This window comes from Streptomyces scopuliridis RB72, from assembly GCF_000718095.1.
GTDB classification, from domain to species: Bacteria; Actinomycetota; Actinomycetes; order Streptomycetales; family Streptomycetaceae; genus Streptomyces; species Streptomyces scopuliridis.
Map to the genome: position 1 here is coordinate 215,134 of NZ_JOEI01000005.1, position 17,667 is coordinate 232,800.

Genomic DNA, 17,667 nt, shown 5'->3' on the forward strand with positions numbered 1-17,667 from the left:
TTCAGTGCAGTCCGGCAAGCTGGAGGAGCAGGGATTTGACGTCGGTGGCCGCGACCCGGTCACCGACAGCGCGGGGGGTGGAGCACAGGATGAGCGGACCTTCCTCGTCGCTCCGCGGCAGCCGGCCGTGGCTGCCGCGGATGGGCGAGGCGTCCAGCGGGACGACCGCGAGGCGGTAGCGCATGCCGAGCTTCTTGCGGGCGATCGCCTTGGCCGCCTTGAGGCGTACGTACGGATCGAGGGGGTCCATGAACAGTTCGACGGGGTCATAGCCCGGCTTGCGGTGGATCTCGACCAGCTGGGCGAAGTCGGGAGCCCGGTCGTCGTCGAGCCAGTAGTAGTACGTGAACCACGCGTCGGGCTCGGCGATGGCCACCAGCTCACCCGAGCGGGGATGGTCCAGGCCGTGCGCCTTCTTGCCCTCGTCGTCCAGGAGTTCGTCGATCCCGGGGAGATCTTTCAGGGCCTCGCGCGTGGCGTCAAGGTCCTCGGGGCGGCGTACGTAGACATGGGCGAGCTGATGGTCCGAGACGGCGAAGGCGCGGGAGGCCATCGGGTCGAGATACTCCATGCCGTCCTGGGTGTGCACCTCCAGGAGCCCGGCCCTGCGCAGCGCCCGGTTGATGTCGACGGGCCGCGAGACGCGGGTGATGCCGTACTCGGAGAGCGCGACGACCGTACGGCCCTCCGCCCTGGCGTCGTCCAGCAGCGGGGCCATGGCGGCGTCGAGCTCGGTCGCCGCCCGGTGCGAGCGCGGGTCGTCGGGGCCGTAGCGCTGGAGGTCGTAGTCGAGATGCGGCAGATAGCAGAGCGCCAGATCGGGCCGCCGGGTACGGACGATATGGCGGGTGGCGTCCACGATCCACTGCGACGAGACGAGGTCGGCGCCGGGGCCCCAGAAGTGGAACAGGGGGAACGTGCCGAGTTTCTCGGTGAGTTCGTCGTGCAGCGCGGGCGGACGGGTGTAACAGTCGGGTTCCTTGCGGCCGTCCGCGTAGTAGACGGGGCGCGGGGTGACCGTGTAGTCGGTGTCCGCGCCCATCGCGTACCACCAGCAGATGTTGGCGACCGTATAGCCGGGGTGCACGCGGCGGGCGGCGTCCCAGAGCTTGTCGCCGGAGACGAGGCCGTTGTGCTGGCGCCAGAGCAGCACATCCCCGAGCTCCCGGAAGTACCAGCCGTTGCCGACGATGCCGTGCTCGGCGGGGAGCGTACCGGTGAGGAAGGTGGACTGCGCGCTGCAGGTGACGGCGGGCAGCACCGTGGAGAGCGGGGCCTGCGAGCCCGACGCCGCCAGCTTGCGCAGGTTCGGCATATGGGCCAGCAGCTGGGGCGTGAGCCCGACGACATCGAGAACCAGCAGCGGGGTCGGCGCCGGGGTCCCGGCCGGGGTCTCGGTCATGGCAGCTCCTTCAGGCCGAGGTCGGTCAACAGGTCGCGGGCCAGGGTGAGTTCGGCGGCGATCCCGTCGGCGAGCTGTCCGCGCGAACGGGGACGCAGCTCCGGCGGGAGCGCCTGCCAGGTGTAGGTCTCGACCTCCAGATGGCGGGTGCGCGGGTGCGGTCCGCCGACGAGCCGGGCCAGGGTGTCCCGGAGCACCGGGAGGGTGGAGGTGAGCGGCGGGGCGGGCGGCGCGTGCAGGGGGACATGGAAGTGTGCGCGCCAGGGGGCTCCGTCGGGCAGCACATCGCCGGCCAGCGCCTCGTCCAGATCGTCCGTGCCCCGCAGCCCGGCGGCCGTGCGGGTACGGGTCTGGTGCAGGAAGCGGGGCTCGGCGAAGGAGGCGAGCGCGTCCCGTACCTCCGGCAGATGCGGGTGCTCGGCATGCAGGGCGGCGGAGAGCTGGGCCTTGGGGATGGCGATGTGCGCCGCCTCCAGCGCGCCGAGCGCGCCGGCCGGGTCCTCGAAGGAGGTGGCGAGATGGCAGGTGTCGATACAGATGCCGATCCGGTCACTGGCGATGTCGGTGAGCGGGCCGATCGCGTCGGCGGTGGTCTCGACGGTGCAGCCGGGCTCCGGTTCCAGCGCGATCCTGATGGACTTGCCGGTCAGCTCCTCCAGCGCGTCCAGCCGCTCCGCGAGCGCGGACAGCGCCTGGTGCGCGGTACGGGCCGCGGCGGCGTCCCAGGGGGTGCGCCAGGCGAGCGGGAGCGTGGAGACGGAGCCCTCGGTGACATCGTCAGGCAGCAGCGCGGCCAGCAGCCGGGCGAGGTCGCTGGTGTGGGCGAGCCGCTCCGGGTCGGTCCAGTCCGGCTTGTACACACGGTACTTGACCTCTTCGGCGCCGAAGCCCTCGTACGGGAAGCCGTTGAGCGTGACGACCTCCAGGCCGCGCCGGTCCAGTTCGGCGCGGAGCCCGCGCAGCACCGCCGGGTCGTTGATCAGCGCCTGGGCGGCGTCCTTGGCGAGCCAGAGGCCGATGCCGAGCCGGTCCCGGCCGAGGCGTTTGCGTACCGGCTCGGAGTGGTCGCGCAGTTGGGCCAGTACGCCTTCGAGGTTCTCGGCGGGGTGGACGTTGGTGCAGTACGAGAGGTGGACGGTGGAGCCGTCGGGGTGGCGGAAGCGCATGGACTCACTCCCCTCCGCGCAGAATGGAGTTGCCCTCGTGCAGTGCCTCGGGCTCGGGGACGTCCAGCTGGAGCCGGCCGCTGAGCCCGTAGAAGGCGACGGGGTTGCGCCACAGGACCTGATCGACGTCGTCCGCGCCGAACCCGGCGGCGAGCATCGCGTCGCCGACCTTGCGGGTCTTGAGCGGGTCGCTGTTGCCCCAGTCCGCCGCCGAGTTGACGAGCACCTTCTCCGTGCCGTGCTCCTTGAGGACGGCGACCATCCGGTCCTCGTCCATCTTGGTGTCCGGATAGATCGAGAAGCCGAGCCAACTGCCGCTCTCTGCCGCGTCCTTGACGGTCGTCTCGTTGAGATGGTCGAGCAGCACCCGGTCGGGGGCGAGCGCGGACTCCCGTACGACGTCGATGGTGCGGCGCAGCCCCGACAGCTTGTCGCGGTGCGGCGTGTGGACGAGTGCGGGCAGCCCGTGGTCGGCGGCGAGTTGCAGCTGCGCGGCCAGGGCGGTGTCCTCGGCCGGGGTCATCGAGTCGTAACCGATCTCGCCGACGGCGACGACACCGTCCTTGACCAGATAGCGCGGCAGTTCGTCCAGGACGGGGGTGCAGCGCGGGTCGTTCGCCTCCTTGGGGTTGAGGGCGAGTGTGCAGTGGTGGGCGATGCCGTACTGGGCGGCGCGGAAGGGCTCCCAGCCGAGGAGCGCGTCGAAGTAGTCGAAGAAGCTCTCGGGTGAGGTGCGGGGCTGGCCGAGCCAGAAGGACGGCTCGACCAGGGCGCGGACGCCGGAGTCGTACATCGCCCGGTAGTCGTCCGTGGTGCGGGAGGTCATATGGATGTGGGGGTCGAAGATGCGCATCAGGACTCCTCGCCGGTCAAGGTCAACGCACGGTGCAGGTCGGCGGGTACGGGACGGCCGGCGGCGGTGCGCTCTGCCGCGAAGTCGGCGAGCATCCTGGCCAGTTCGGTGTCTCCGTGGGCACGCCTCTCCAGGCCGTCGACGGCGTCGACCGGCACCCCGGTGAAGAGGCACTTGAGGACGGCATGCCGCCAGGCGTGGGGGTCGAGATGGGCGGCGGCGTACGGACCGACGGCGGCGGCGACCAGCCGGGTGTCATTGGTCCGCAGGGCGTCCTCGACCAGCGGCAGCGCGCCGGGTCCCGTGACGCGGTGGGGCAGGGCGAGCAGGACGGCGCGCCGCTCGGCGGCGCTGCCCCGCTGGTAGAGCCGGGTCAGGGTGGCGAGTCCGGCCCCGGCTTCCTGGAGCAGGAGGGTACGTACGGCGTCGGCGTGCTCCTGGCCGCAGTGCCGGCCGGCGGCGGCGAAGCGCAACTCCCAGGGGGAAGCGGCAACGTTGTCGTCGTCATGGGCGGCGGTGGCTTCGGCGAGGGCGTCGCCGAGCCAGGATCGGGCGGGCGCGTCGAGCCTGAGGAGCAGTTCCTCGCGGGTCGGGGTCATCAGGACACCCCCTGGGCGCGGAGGAAGCCGAGGGAGGTACGGGCCAGTTCGGGCCCGGCGTGGGAGTGGCGGGGCAACTCCACGACGGTCAGGCCCTCGTACCCGGTCGCGGCCAGCGCGGCGAGCACGGGCGGGAAGTCGATCTCGCCCTCCCCGAACGGGAGATGCTCATGAACACCGCGCCGCATGTCCTCGATCTGCACATGCCGCAGCCAGGGCGCGGCGTCCCGGACGCAGTCGGCGGGCGACGCGGGTTCCAGGCACTGGCAGTGGCCGATGTCGAGGGTGAGCCCGAGCTGATCCGGGTCGCCGAGCAGATGTCTGAGCCGGTGGAATCCGGCGATGTCGGAGACGAGATGGCCGGGTTCGGGCTCGACGGCGAGGGGGATGTCGGCGGCCTCCGCCGCGTCGAGGACCGGGCCCATCGCCTCTTCGAGCCGCTTCCACGCGGTGTCGGTGTCCGTGGGTCCCGGGACGATGCCGCTGAAGCAGTGGACGGCGTGCGCGCCGAGGTCGGCGGCGACCTGAACGGCCTTGACCAGCAGGCGAGTTCGGGCTGCCCGGTCCTCGGGGTCCGGGTCGAGCAGCGTGGGGCCGTGCTTGCGGCGCGGGTCGAGTACGTAACGTGCGCCGGTCTCGACGGTGACCCCGAGGCCCAGCTCCGCCAGCCGCCGGGCGACCCGCTGGGTACGGGCGGTGAGATCGGCGGCCATGGGGTCGAGATGCATATGGTCGAGGGTCAGCCCGACGCCGTCGTAGCCGAGATCGGCGAGCAGCCCGAGAGCGTCGTCGAGGCGCAGATCGGTGAGCCCGTTGGTGCCGTAACCGAAACGCAGACTCATGTGGGGCTCACTTTCCGTGCGAACGTGCGGGCCAGCGGTACGAGCCCCATGACACCGAGCGCGACCCCGGCGGCCCCGCCGCGCGCGGCCAGCGCGGCCTGGAGCGGGATCATCGCCCGGATGCCGCCGCCGACGGCGCGCTGGGTGAGCGGCGGCGACGGATTGAGGGCGGCGTGCAGCAGGGGCCGCCCTGCGGTCCCGGCGTAGACGAGGGCGAGCGCCCCGGCGAGGCCGGCGGAGGCGGGGTCTGTCCGCCGGCCCGCGTCGGTGGCACGACGCGGGGCGTCGCCCCAACCGCCGCGCGACACGCCCCCGGCCGCGGCGCCCAGCACGCCGGTGGCAACGAGCGCGGCGAGCGGCGCGGCCGTCGAACCGCCCTGCGCCTCGCGGCGCGAGACGGTGGTGACGGCGACGGTATGCGCGCCGAGGAGTGTGGCCGAGGGCAGCGCGGTACGGAGGCTGTCCCAGGGGCCGGTGGCGCGCATGGCTCCGGGGCCCGCGCCGCCGGTCAGCGAACGGCCGCCTGTACGTGGCGACTTGGGCGCGCTACGCCCGGCGGTACCACGAGGTGCCACCGACGACGGGGTGTACGCGGGCCCCCGGCCCGGCACCACCGCACGACCGCCCGTACCGGGAGACGTGCGCCCCGTGACACCGCCGGCATGGGGCTTCGGCCGCCCGGCGGTACGCGACGTCCCGGACGCGGCGACACCGCCGCCAAGCCCCCGGGCCGCACGGCTCGGCGCGTCCGGCGCCGACGAGGCGCGATCACCCGCGCCCGCGGTCAGTGAACGGACGCCCGTGCCGGCCGGCTTGGGCCCGGCGGCACCGCCGCCCCCGCCCGCAGTCGCCGTCGCGCCCAGCAGCAGGTCCAGCGCCCTGGCCGCGCCCATCGCCGCCGGGCCCGCCGCCGTGTGCTTCAGGTGCAGGTCGTACGACCAGACGGTGGCCGCCAGGGCCGTGCCCACCGCCAGGGCCGGACGGCCCGCGCGGGCCGCGAGGGCGAGGCCCGCGGCCGTCAGGACGCCCGCCGCCGCGAGGGCAGCCGGTGGGGAGACGCGGCCCGACGGGATGGGGCGGTGCGGGCGGTCGATCGCGTCCTCCTCGCGGTCCGCCCAGTCGTTGAGCGCCATGCCCGCCTCGTACAGGCAGAGCGAGGCGCCCACGGCGAGCGCGGTGGAGCGGTTGGGACGTACGCCGAGGGCCGCGGCCCCGGCCAGCGCGTCGCCGGGGACCGTGAACAGGGCCGAGACGCGGAGCAGTTCGGCCCAGGCCCGCATCCGTCCGCGCAGGCTCACCTGGTCTCCTTCAGCCGCTCGGCGAAGGCGAGCAGCGCTTCGAACTGTTCGGCGAGCGCGGCGGGGCCGCCGTCCGGATCCTTGAAGTAGAAGCCGAGTCCGGGCAGGGGCCCGCTCAGCCCGGCCTCGTGCGCACGGGCCACCAGCCGGACGAGGTCGAGGACGAGCGGCGCGGCGAGCGCCGAGTCGCACCCCTGCCAGATGGTCTGGAGGATCATCCGCGAGCCGAGGAAGCCGTCGAAGGCGATGTGGTCCCAGGCGGTCTTCCAGTCGCCGAGCGCCGGGACGTCGTCGATATGGACCTCGCCCTCGGGGGCCGTGCCGAGCGTGTCGGCCAGTACGCGTTCCTTGCCCGCGTTCTTGGCCGCCGCGGCGGCCGGGTCGGCCAGCGCCGCTCCGTCCCCGCCGCCCAGCAGGTTCGTGCCCGACCAGGCCCGTACGGTCAGGGCGCGCTGGACGAACATGGGGGCGAGCACGGAACGGAGCAGCGTCTGGCCTGTCTTGCCGTCGCGGCCGGCGTGGGGAAGTCCGCCGGCCTCGGCGGCCGCCGTGAGGGCTTCGGTGCGCAGCCCGGTGGAGGGCGTGAAGTTGACGTACGAGCAGCCGGCCCGGATCGCGGCCGCCGCGTAGAGCGAGCTGGCGGGGAGCCGTGGGTCGTCCGGTGCGGGCTGGGGTTCGGTGGAGGAGAGATTGACGACGACGGTGCGGGCGACGCCGGTGCGGCGCGCGAAGTCCCTGAGGTCGTCGGCGAAGGAGTCGATGAGTTCCTCGTCGCTCCTGGTGTCGCCCGGCTGGGGGCCGCCGGCCCGTATCTCCTGGTCGGCGGCGGCCAGTTCGGCGTGGATCGCGGTGGGCAGTCCGTGCGGCAGCACGCCCGCCGCGGTCAGCGCCTCGGCGCGTTTGGGCAGCGGGCAGCTCGCCGTGTCGTGTCCGCCGAAGACGAGCGTGGAGAGTGCGGGGAGGCCCGTGTCCGCGAAGGGCGGGGTCTCGGTGACCATGCCCGTCGCGGGATGGAGCCCGGCGGTGACCGCCGCGCATCCAGCGACGGCCGTCGTGGCGACGGAGCCGCGCGCTCCGACGAACCAGACTCCGGTGCGTACTGCAGTCGATTCCGTACGGGTCGTCGTCGCGGGACTGGTCGTCGTCACGGGGCTGCCTCCCTGCCGGTGGTGTGGTGGTTGGTGGACGGCGGGCGGGGGGTACGGCGCCTCCCCGCCCGCCGCCGGCTGACGGGCCGCCCCGTCCCAGAGGCCTCTGGCTACGAGAGGTCTCTAGGCGGCGGGCAGCTCCTTGAGCTGGATGTCCCGGAAGGACACCTGGTCGTCGGCCCCGTGGTTCTGGAGGCCGATGTAGCCGTTCTTGAGACTGCGCTCCGGGTCGGTGTTGGTGAAGTCGTTGATCTTCACGCCGTTGAGGAAGATCTGCAGACGCTCACCCTGGACCTTGATCTCGTAGTTGTTCCACTGGCCCGGGGGCCGCAGAACCTGGTCCCTGGCCTTGATGTCGGCCGACTTGAAGCCGTAGACGGCGCCGGTGGTGCGGTCGGCCGAGTCGGTGGCGTCGATCTGTATCTCGTACCCCTTGTTGACCGCGGACCACGGGTCGTCGGAGGCCGGGAAGCCCACGAAGACACCGGAGTTGTCGTCCCCGTCCATCTTCCAGTCCAGCTTCAGGGAGTAGGACTTCAGCTCCTTGGCCTGGTACCACAGCAGACCCATGCCGCCCTCGGTGCGCAGTTCTCCGTCCACGACGTTGAACTTGCCCGGTCCGGCCTGCTTCCAGCCCTCCAGCGTCTTGCCGTTGAAGAGATCCCGGTAGCCGGTCTTCGGCTTGCAGTCCGCCTTCACCTGGCCGGCCGCGTACCGCAGTCCGCCGAGCAGGTGCTGCCGGAAGGCGTCGTCCGCGTACGACTCCTTGGTGTGGCCGCCGCCGGTGTAGAAGGAGCGGCCGCCCTCGTACGTCTGGCACCAGGCGATCGGGTGGTCGCCCTTCATGTTGCCGCCCTGGTAGGTGGTCTCGTCCAGGGTGGCGAGGACGCGGGCCTGATCCCGGGGGTTGGTGCGGTAGTTGTACCACTCGTCGGTGCGCTGCCACTCGTCGTCCAGGTGGGCGGTCGACGGGTGGTCGTGGTCCTCGACGCGTACGGTGGCCGGCTGGATCTGCGGGTGGGAGTCGAAGTAGGCCCCCACCAGACCGCCGTAGAAGGCCCAGTCGTACTCGGTGTCGGCCGCGGCGTGCACGCCCATGTAGCCGCCGCCGGTGGCGACATAGTTCTCGAACGCCTTCTGCTGGTCGGCGTTGAGGACGTCACCGGTGGTGGAGAGGAAGACCACCGCGTCGTACCGGGCCAGGTTGTTGGTGGTGAACTGGCCGGCCGTCTCGGTGGCGTCGACGGTGATCCCGGTGGTCTTGCCGAGCTCCTTGAGCGCGGCGATGCCCGCGGGGATCGAGTCGTGGCGGAAGCCGCCGGTCTTGGAGAAGACCAGCACCCGCTTCTCGGTCTTGCCGGGCACGGCCGTGGAGAGCTGGAAGTCGTCCAGGTCGAACAGCGCGCCGGCGCCGCCCTTGAAGACCAGGAACAGTTCGGTGGTCTGCTTCGGTACGGAACGCAGCGGTACGTCGATGTCCTGGAAGGTCTCCCAGCCGCCGGTGACCGGGATCGGCGCGGAGCCGAGCAGGTTGCCGTTGGCCGAGCCGGTCCGTACCTCAAGGAATCCGCCGGCGCCCCCGGAGGAGATCCGGGCGGTGAGCGTCTTGGATCCGGTCAGGTTGTAGGGCTTGAAGGAGATCCAGTCGCCGTTGTCGATGTCGCCGACGGTCTTGCCGCCGTTGGCGGGCGCCTTGTCGTAGATCTTGATGCCGGAGGAGTTGTTGAAGTGCTCGGCCTGCCGGTGGCGCGGCTGGAGCTGCGCCTGGTCGTGCGTGGTGAGCGCCGCCTGGCCGCCGCCTCCGCCGTCGGTGTACTCGGCGTCGATCACACCGAAGATATTGGCGTTGGGGTCGTGCTCGGTGTCGGCGGGCGCGGTGATGGTGCCCTCACAGCCGTTGGCCGAGGTGATTGGGTGGCCGTGGCTGTCGTGGCCGAGGATGTAGCGGACGACGACCTTGGAGCAGTCGATCGTCCCGTCCTCCGGGTCGGTGACCTTCACCTTGAAGGGGATGGTGTCCCCGAAGTTGAAGAGGTGCCCGTCGTTGGGGAGTTCGAGCGTCACCTTGGGCGCGGTGTTGCCGACGACGATCCGTACGGACGCGGTCGCGGTGCGCTCGGTCGGGTCGGTGACGGTGAGCCGCGCGGTGTAGGTGCCGTTCTTCTTGTACGTGTACGAGGGGTTGGCCTCGGTCGAGGTGCCGCCGTCGCCGAAGTCCCACGCGTAGGTGAGGGCGTCGCCGTCGGGGTCCTGGGTGCCCGCGGAGGAGAAGGTGACCTTCAGCGGGGACTTGCCGGACGTCTTGGTCGCGGCGGCCTCGGCGATCGGTGACTTGCCGCCGGTGGAGTTCTCGATCCGGTAGAGCGCGGAGTGCTCGTCACCGCCGAACCAGGACAGACCGTAGTCGAGCACATAGAGCGCGCCGTCGGGGCCGAACTCCATGTCCATGGGCTGGGTACCGGTCCACGGGAACGGGTTGATCTTGCTGACGGTGCCGTCCTCGCCCTGCTCGATCCGCTTGATCCACTTGCGGCCGAACTCACCGGCGAAGAAGTCCCCGTCGTACGCCTCGGGGAACTTGACCGGGGAGTCGAGCGCGGCGTCGTAGCGGTAGACCGGTCCCGCCATCGGGGACTCGGAGCCGCTGCCGAACTCGGGCAGGCTGCCGCCGTCGTACGGGATCCAGGCCGGCTGGGCCGGCGGCAGGTCCGTCAGACCCGTGTTGTGCGGCGAGGTGTTCTTGGGCGCGTCGCAGTCGAAGGCCGCGCCGGACGCCTTGGTGGCGAAGTCGTAGTCGATGAACGGGTCGTTGTCACCCGTGCAGTACGGCCATCCGAAGTTGCCCGCCTCGGTGACCCGGGCGAACTCCACCTGGCCGGCCGGACCGCGGGTCGGGGACGCGGCGCCGGCGTCGGGGCCGTAGTCACCGACGTAGACGATGCCCGTCTTCTTGTCGACGGAGATACGGAAGGGGTTGCGGAACCCCATGGCGTAGATCTCGGGCCGGGTCTTCTCGGTTCCCGGGGCGAAGAGGTTGCCCTCGGGGATGGTGTAAGAGCCGTCCTCGGCGACCTTGATACGCAGCACCTTGCCGCGCAGGTCATTGGTGTTGCCGGAGGAACGCTGGGCGTCGAACGCCGGGTTGCGGTCGGGCCGCTCGTCGATCGGCGTGTAGCCGTCGGAGGAGAACGGGTTGGTGTCGTCGCCGGTCGACAGATACAGGTTGCCGTCCGCGTCGAAGGCGATGTCGCCGCCCACATGGCAGCAGGTGCCGCGGGAGGTGGTGACGTCGAGGACCTTCTTCTCGCTCGCCTTGTCGAGCGTGCCGTCCTCGTTCAGGGTGAACCGGGAGAGGCGGTTGTATCCGTCGAACGGGGCGAAGTCGGCCGCCGTGCCGTTCTCCGGGGCGTCGCCCGCCGGGGTGTCCAGCTTGGGCGCGTAGAAGAGGTAGATGGCCCGGTTCTCGGCGAAGTCGGGGTCGACCCCGACGCCCTGGAGACCCTCCTCGTCATGGCTGTAGACATCCAGCGTGCCGGAGACCATGGTGTCGCCGCCGGCGTCGGTGATGCGCAGCGTGCCGTCACGCGAGGTGTGCAGCACCCGCCGGTCGGGCAGCACGGCGAGCGACATGGGCTCGCCGACCGCGTCGGCGCCCTTCGCGAGGGTCACCTGCTGGAAGCTCTCCTCCGCGGCCGGCTCGTCCGGGTGCGCGGCGGCGGGTACGGCGCTGAGGCTCGACCCTGCGAGCAGAGCGCCCGTCAGGAGTGCGAGGAAGGTTCTGGCTCTGGGGCGTTTTCTGTGCACGAAAGTCCTCCACAATGGGCTGTTCGTACGTGCGGGTTGCCAAGGGAGCGCGGAGGAGCGCTCTCGCCTCCCGGGGGCGGTGCTCGTCCTGCACCGGATCCCCGGGGGGAGGTGGCTCTGTCCCCGACGTGCGCCGTCACACCGGAGACCACCTGTGTCCTGTACTTATGCCGTGTACCTATGTCCTGTACATCTCAGTGGACCGTAGCTGTGTTCGTCCGGGACCGAAAGACCTTGCGCAGAGGAGAAGTTGCCTTTTTCCTCCCTCAGGACAAAGCCCTTTCCGGGCAGGCCGGACCGCCCGGCGGCGCTTTCCGCCACCGGGCTGTCCGCCTTCTCCCCGGAGCCCGATCCGGGAAGAGGCTGCTACTCGCCGCCCCCGAAAGCCGCGTCGAAGGACGCGGTCGGCGGGTCGAAGTCGAAGCGCTTCAGGTCCGCGAGGGCCTCGGGGGCGCCGGCCAGCCGGTCCATGCCCGCGTCCTCCCACTCGACCGAGATGGGGCCCTCGTACTGGATCGACCGCAGCATCCGGAAGACGTCCTCCCACGGGACATCGCCGTGGCCCGCCGAGACGAAGTCCCAGCCGCGCCGCGGGTCGCCCCAGGGCAGATGCGAGCCGAGCCGGCCGTTGCGGCCGTCGAGGCGCTTACGGGCCTCCTTGCAGTCCACGTGGTAGATCCGGTCCCGGAAGTCATAGAGGAAGTTGACCGGGTCCAGGTCCTGCCAGACGAAGTGGCTCGGGTCGAAGTTCAGCCCGAACGCGGCCCGGTGGCCGACCGCCTCCAGCGCCTGGTGCGTGGTCCAGTAGTCGTACGCGATCTCGCCGGGGTGCACCTCGTGGGCGTAGCGCACGCCCTCGGCGTCGAAGACGTCGAGGATCGGGTTCCAGCGCTCCGCGAAGTCCTCGTACCCCCGCTCGATCATGCCGGGCGGCACCGGCGGGAACATCGCCAGCAGATGCCAGATGGACGAGCCGGTGAAGCCGATGACCGTATTGACCCCGAAGGCCGCCGCGGCCCGCGCGGTGTCCTTGATCTCGGCGGCGGCGCGCTGCCTGACGCCCTCGGGATCGCCGTCGCCGAAGATCCGGGACGGCAGGATGCCCTGGTGGCGTTCGTCGATGATGCTGTCGCAGACGGCCTGGCTCACCAAGTGGTTGGAGATGGCCCAGCACTTGAGACCGTACTTGTCGAGCAGCTGGTGGCGGCCGTCCAGATAACCCGGATCCGCGAGTGCTTTGTCGACTTCGAAGTGATCTCCCCAGCAGGCGAGTTCCAGCCCGTCGTAACCGAAGTCACGGGCGAGCCGGCACACCTCCTCCAGGGGCAGATCGGCCCACTGGCCGGTGAACAGCGTGAACGGACGTGGCATTCGGACCTCCTCCTCGATGTGATGACCTAAGGCTGCGGCACGGGCGTGTACACGGCGTTCTTCGCCGCGCTGTCCTCCACCGCGGCGAGCACCCGCTGCACCTGGAGCCCGTCCGCGAAGGACGGCACCGGATCGGTCCCGGCGGCGACCGCCTCGACCAGATCGCGGGCCTGGTGGACGAAGGTGTGCTCGTAGCCGAGCGCGTGGCCGGGCGGCCACCACGCCTCCAGATAGGGATGCTCCGGCTCCGTGACCAGGATCCGGCGGAAGCCGGAGGAGGGTGCGGGCTCGGTGTGGTCGTGGAACGACAGCTCGTTGAGGCGCTCCAGATCGAAGGCGAGCGAGCCGCGCTCGCCGTTGATCTCCAGATGGAGCGCGTTCTTGCGCCCCGAGGCCATCCGGGTGGCCTCGAAGGAGGCCAGCGCGCCCGAGGCGAGCCGTCCGGTGAACAGCGCCGCGTCGTCCACGGTCACCGGGCCCGTCTCGGTGCCCGCCGTCCCCGAAAGGCCGGCGCTCGCCCCGCTCAGTACGGGCCGTTCCTTGACGAAGGTCTCCGCGAGCGCCGAGACGCCGACCAGCCGCTCCCCCGTCAGGAACTGCGCCAGGTCGACGATGTGCGCTCCCAGGTCGCCGAGCGCCCCGGACCCCGCGTGCTCGCGCTTGAGCCGCCAGGTGAGCGGGGCCGCCGGATCGGCCAGCCAGTCCTGGAGATAGGTGACCCGGACGTGCCGCAGGGTGCCGAGCCTGCCCTCCGCGATCAGCTTCCTCGCGTACGAGATGGCGGGCACCCTGCGGTAGTTGAAGCCGACCATGGCCAGCTGACCGCGTGACCTGGCGTCGGCCGCGGCCCTGACCATGGCCTCGGCCTCGGCCACCGAGTTGGCGAGTGGCTTCTCGCACAGGACGTGTTTGCCCGCCTCCAGCGCGGCGATGGCGATCTCCGCGTGGCTGTCCCCGGGGGTGCAGATATCCACCACCTGCACGTCGTCGCGCGCGATGAGCCGCCGCCAGTCGGTCTCCGCCGCGGCCCAGCCGTGTCTGTCCGCCGCCGCGCGGACCGCGTCCGCGTCACGGCCGCAGATCGCGGCGAGCACGGGGCGCATCGGCAGATCGAACACGTGCCCCGCCGTGCGCCACCCCTGTGAGTGCGCGGCGCCCATGAACGCGTATCCGACCATGCCGATGCCGAGTGTCGGTGGTGCACCGGCTTCTTTCTCCGACGCTTCCCTGGGGGTCATACGGAGTACTCCTCGTCTCTCGCTGGTGGGGGCGGCCGTGGCAGGACCGGTCAGCTGAAGCCCTGAGGCAGGTAGTCGTCGATGTTCGTCTTGTCGACCACCGCCGAGAAGAGCGTGACCTGCGCCGGGATCTCCAGCCCGGACAGACCGCTGACGCCCTTGCTCTGTCCGAGTGCTCGGGCCAGGTCGATGGCGGACGCGGCCATGATCGGCGGGTAGAGAACGGTGGCCTTGAGCACCCCGTTGTCCGCCTTGATCGCGTCCATCGCGGCCTTGGCACCGGCCCCGCCGACCATCAGGAAGCCGTCCCGGCCCGCCTGGTCGATGGCGCGCAGGGCGCCCACGCCCTGGTCGTCGTCGTGGTTCCAGAGGGCGTCGAAGCTGGACTGCGCCTGGAGCAGCTGGGCCATCTTGGCCTGGCCGGACTCGACGGTGAAGTCGGCGGCCTGGCGCGCGACCTTCTTGATGTTCGGGTAGTTCTTGAGGGCGTCGTCGAAGCCCTTGGTGCGCTGCTGGGTCAGCTCCAGGCTGTCGGGCCCGGACAGCTCGATGACCTTCGCGTCGGGCTTGTCCTTGAGCTTCTCGCCGATGTAGTTGCCGGCGTTGAGGCCCATGCCGTAGTTGTCGCCGCCGATCCAGCAGCGGTACGCCTGCGGGGAGGCGAAGATCCGGTCCAGGTTGATGACCGGGATCCCGGCGCGCATGGCCTTCAGCCCGACCTGGGTGAGCGCCTTGCCGTCGGCCGGCAGGATCACCAGGACGTCGACCTTCTTGTTGATGAGGGTCTCGACCTGGCCGATCTGGGCAGCGGTGTCGTTGGAGCCCTCGGTGATGTCCAGCGTCACATCGGAGTAGGTCTCCGCCCGCGACTTGGCGTTCTCGTTGATGGCGTTGAGCCAGCCGTGGTCGGCCTGGGGGCCGGCGAAGCCGATGGTGACGGGCTTGCCCGGCTTGTCGGCGGAGGCGGGCTGTTCGTTGGCCGCGGGCTCCTTCTTCGCCGGCTCGTTGCTGGTGCAGGCGGTGAGGAAAGCACCCGCGCCGATGGCGGCGGTGCCGAAGAGCATTCCTCTGCGGCTGGTTTCTGGCATGACGGTTCAACCCTTCAGGTAGGGCGGTACGACAGGAAGCGGGTGCGAGACCGGAAGTCAGGACTCGCCGTTGCGCACGGTGCGGCGCTGGACCAGTACGGCGGCGACGATGATCGCGCCCTTGGCGATCTGCTGGACGTCGCTCTGCAGGTTGTTGAGGGCGAAGATGTTGGTGATCGTGGTGAAGACCAGAACACCGAGTACGGAGCCGACGATCGTGCCGCGGCCACCGCTGAGGAGGGTGCCGCCGATGATCGCCGCGGCGATGGCGTCCAGCTCGTACAGATTCCCGTTGGTGTTCTGTCCCGAGCCGGCCAGGATGATCAGCAGGAACGCCGCGATACCGCAGCAGAGTCCGGAGAGCAGATACAGGTAGAGCCGCTGCCTGCGTACGTCGATACCGGCGAGCCGCGCGGCTTCCGCGTTGCCGCCGACGGCGACGGTGCGCCGGCCGAAGGTCGTACGGTTGAGGATCAGCCAGCCGATGACCGTGACGGCCGCGAAGACCAGCACGAGCGGCGGGATGCCCAGGATGTACGAGTCACGGACCCCGAGGTCGAGCACCGAGTTGACGGTGACGATCTGGGTCTTGCCGTCGGTGATCTGGAGGGCCAGACCACGGGCGGAGGCGAGCATCGCGAGGGTGGCGATGAACGGCACCATCCCCCCGTAGGCGATCAGCAGTCCGTTGACCAGTCCGCAGGCCAGACCCACGATCACCGCGGTGAAGAGGATGCCGGCGAACCCGTATTCCTGGGTGGCCAGTGTGGTCGCCCAGACCGACGCCAGCGCCACGATCGCGCCGACCGACAGATCGATCCCGCCGCTGGTGATCACGAACGTCATACCGACGGTGACGACACCGATGACGGACGCCTGGGTGAGCACCAGTTGGAGGTTGTTGGTGTCCAGGAACTGATCGGGCTTGGTGATACCGCCGACGATGATCAGTGCGGCGAGCACCCCGAGCAGGGAGAGGTTACGGACATCGAGACGCAGCCCGAGGGCGCGCCAACCGCCCTTCTCCTCCGTGGACTTGGCGGACGCGTGGGTCGTGGCGGGCGGCGTGGGCGGCTCGGGCGTGGCCGCCGCGTCGGGCCCGCCCTGCTGCGCCTCGGAGGCAGGCTGTTTCATGACGTCGGGCTCCCTTCCATCACAAGGTCGAGTACACGGTGCTCGTCGAGCTCCTGGGCGGGCGCCCGGTGGACGACCTGGCCCTCGCGGAGCACCAGCACCCGGTCGGCGAGGCCCAGGACTTCAGGGACCTCGCTGGAGACGAGCAGAACGGCGAGGCCTTCGTCGGCCAGCCGGCGGATCACGGCGTACAGCTCGGCGCGAGCACCGACGTCGACTCCGCGCGTCGGCTCGTCGAGCAGCAGCACCCGGCAGCCGCGCAGCAGCCAGCGGGCGAGGACCGCCTTCTGCTGGTTGCCGCCGGAGAGGGTACGAATACGGGCGTCCGGGTTGTCGGGGCGCAGGGAGAGTTCCCTGGTGGCCTCCCTGGCCGCGGTCCGCTCCGCCCCGTGGTCGAGCCAGCCGCCCCGGGAGAAGCGGGACAGCGATGACACCGACACATTGCGCGTGACGGATTCGAGCATCAGCAGGCCCTGGGCCTTGCGCTCCTCGGGGGCGAGGCCGAGCCCCGCGCGGACGGCGGCGCGTACGCTGCCGGGCCGCAGCGGGGTGCCGTCGACGAGCACCCGGCCCGCGGTGGCCTTGCGCGCCCCGTAGATCGTCTCCAGGATCTCGGAGCGGCCCGAGCCGACGAGCCCCGCGAGTCCGACGATCTCGCCGGGCCGCAGTTCGAGGTCGACGGGGGCGAACTCCCCTTCCCTGGCCAGCCCTTCGACCTTCAGTACGGGCTCGGGGCGCCCCGCGCCCGCCGTGACGGGCGCGGGGCGCTCGGGGAAGACGTACTCGACGTTCCGGCCGGTCATCAGCGCGACGACCTCGCGGGTCGGCGTCTCCTTCGCGGGCAGGGCGACGGCCACGGTCCGGCCGTCCTTGATGACGGTGACCCGGTCGCCGATGCGCCGGATCTCCTCCAGCCGGTGGGAGATATAGATGACGGCCACGCCGTCGGCGGTGAGGGTGGAGACGATTCGGAAGAGGTTGTCGACCTCGTCGGGGTCGAGGGCCGCGGACGGCTCGTCCATCACGATGAGCCGTACGTCGTGCGAGAGGGCGCGGGCCATCGACACGATCTGCTGCTGGGCGGCGGAGAGCGAGCCGACGGGCCGGTGCGCCTGGATCTCGGGGTGGCCGAGCCGCTTCAGCAGCGCGGTCGCGCGGGTCCTCGCCTCGCGGCCCCTGACCACGAAGCCGGCGGTGGTGGGCTCGTGCCCGAGGAAGATGTTCTCGGCGACCGTCAGCCCCTCGACCAGGTCGAGTTCCTGGTAGATGGTCGCGATGCCGAGCCGCATGGCGGCGATGGGCGATTTCAGTGTGACGGCCTCGCCGCGCCAGGTGATCACACCGCCATCGGGCTGGTGTGCCCCGGCGAGCACCTTGATGAGGGTGGACTTGCCGGCGCCGTTCTGGCCGAGCAGGCAGTGGACCTCGCCTGCCTCGACCTCCAGGTCCACACCGTCGAGGGCGCGGACACCGGGGAACAGCTTGGTGATGCCGGACATGGTGAGCAGTAGTTTTTCCGGTGGTGCGGGTGTGGGTGCCATGGCGTATCCCCTCGGCGGATGCGGCCGTAGAGCGGGCAGGGCGGAACCAGGTGCGGCGGAGCGGCGCTGGTACGTGGTACGGATACGGCTCGTGCGGCTGACGCGGCTCGTGCGTACTGCTGTGGTGACGGGTGGTGCGGCTCGTACCTACTGCGGTGGTGAAGGGTGGTGCGGCTCGTGCGA

General features: G+C 70.9%; 13 protein-coding genes. All 13 read right to left on the reverse strand.

Going from position 1 to position 17,667, the window contains the following annotated elements; genetic code table 11:
* Position 1: 1 nt before the first annotated feature.
* The gene (locus tag IF11_RS0106385) at positions 2-1,402 is read right to left on the reverse strand and encodes an alkaline phosphatase family protein (protein WP_030350447.1); all 1,401 of its coding nucleotides are present in this window, start codon (positions 1,400-1,402) and stop codon (positions 2-4) included.
* Complete coding sequence (gene eboE, locus IF11_RS0106390) at positions 1,399-2,568, reverse strand: metabolite traffic protein EboE (protein WP_030350448.1); 1,170 nt, start codon at positions 2,566-2,568, stop codon at positions 1,399-1,401. Before eboE ends, IF11_RS0106385 begins: the two co-directional genes overlap by 4 nt.
* A 4-nt stretch (positions 2,569-2,572) precedes the next feature.
* Entirely contained in the window at positions 2,573-3,421 is an 849-nt protein-coding gene (locus IF11_RS0106395; RefSeq protein WP_030350449.1) for a TatD family hydrolase, read from the reverse strand.
* The gene (locus IF11_RS0106400; RefSeq protein ID WP_030350450.1) at positions 3,421-4,020 is read right to left on the reverse strand and encodes an EboA domain-containing protein; all 600 of its coding nucleotides are present in this window, start codon (positions 4,018-4,020) and stop codon (positions 3,421-3,423) included. The genes IF11_RS0106395 and IF11_RS0106400 overlap by 1 nt, the downstream gene beginning before the upstream one ends.
* A complete protein-coding gene (locus IF11_RS0106405; protein WP_030350451.1) occupies positions 4,020-4,862 on the reverse strand; it encodes a sugar phosphate isomerase/epimerase family protein in 843 nt (280 codons plus the stop codon). Before IF11_RS0106405 ends, IF11_RS0106400 begins: the two co-directional genes overlap by 1 nt.
* Positions 4,859-6,160: a UbiA family prenyltransferase gene (locus IF11_RS0106410; RefSeq protein WP_425315185.1), complete on the reverse strand. Its 1,302-nt coding sequence runs from the start codon at positions 6,158-6,160 to the stop codon at positions 4,859-4,861. Before IF11_RS0106410 ends, IF11_RS0106405 begins: the two co-directional genes overlap by 4 nt.
* Positions 6,157-7,308, reverse strand: coding sequence for an inositol-3-phosphate synthase (locus IF11_RS0106415; RefSeq protein ID WP_037727121.1), 1,152 nt, complete (start codon positions 7,306-7,308; stop codon positions 6,157-6,159). The genes IF11_RS0106410 and IF11_RS0106415 overlap by 4 nt, the downstream gene beginning before the upstream one ends.
* A 123-nt stretch (positions 7,309-7,431) precedes the next feature.
* Positions 7,432-11,112, reverse strand: a complete 3,681-nt coding sequence (locus tag IF11_RS0106420; protein ID WP_030350454.1) for a ThuA domain-containing protein — start codon at positions 11,110-11,112, stop codon at positions 7,432-7,434.
* Positions 11,113-11,478: 366 nt separating this feature from the next.
* Positions 11,479-12,483 (reverse strand): sugar phosphate isomerase/epimerase family protein, encoded by a 1,005-nt coding sequence (locus IF11_RS0106425; RefSeq protein ID WP_030350455.1) that lies wholly within the window; start codon positions 12,481-12,483, stop codon positions 11,479-11,481.
* A gap of 26 nt (positions 12,484-12,509) precedes the next feature.
* A complete protein-coding gene (locus IF11_RS0106430; RefSeq protein ID WP_030350456.1) occupies positions 12,510-13,721 on the reverse strand; it encodes a Gfo/Idh/MocA family protein in 1,212 nt (403 codons plus the stop codon).
* 50 nt (positions 13,722-13,771) lie between these two features.
* Entirely contained in the window at positions 13,772-14,809 is a 1,038-nt protein-coding gene (locus IF11_RS0106435) for a substrate-binding domain-containing protein (RefSeq protein ID WP_030350457.1), read from the reverse strand.
* Between the two features lie 57 nt (positions 14,810-14,866).
* Positions 14,867-15,943, reverse strand: a complete 1,077-nt coding sequence (locus tag IF11_RS0106440; protein ID WP_030350458.1) for an ABC transporter permease — start codon at positions 15,941-15,943, stop codon at positions 14,867-14,869.
* Complete coding sequence (locus tag IF11_RS0106445; protein WP_030350459.1) at positions 15,940-17,442, reverse strand: sugar ABC transporter ATP-binding protein; 1,503 nt, start codon at positions 17,440-17,442, stop codon at positions 15,940-15,942. Before IF11_RS0106445 ends, IF11_RS0106440 begins: the two co-directional genes overlap by 4 nt.
* Positions 17,443-17,667: the final 225 nt, after the last annotated feature.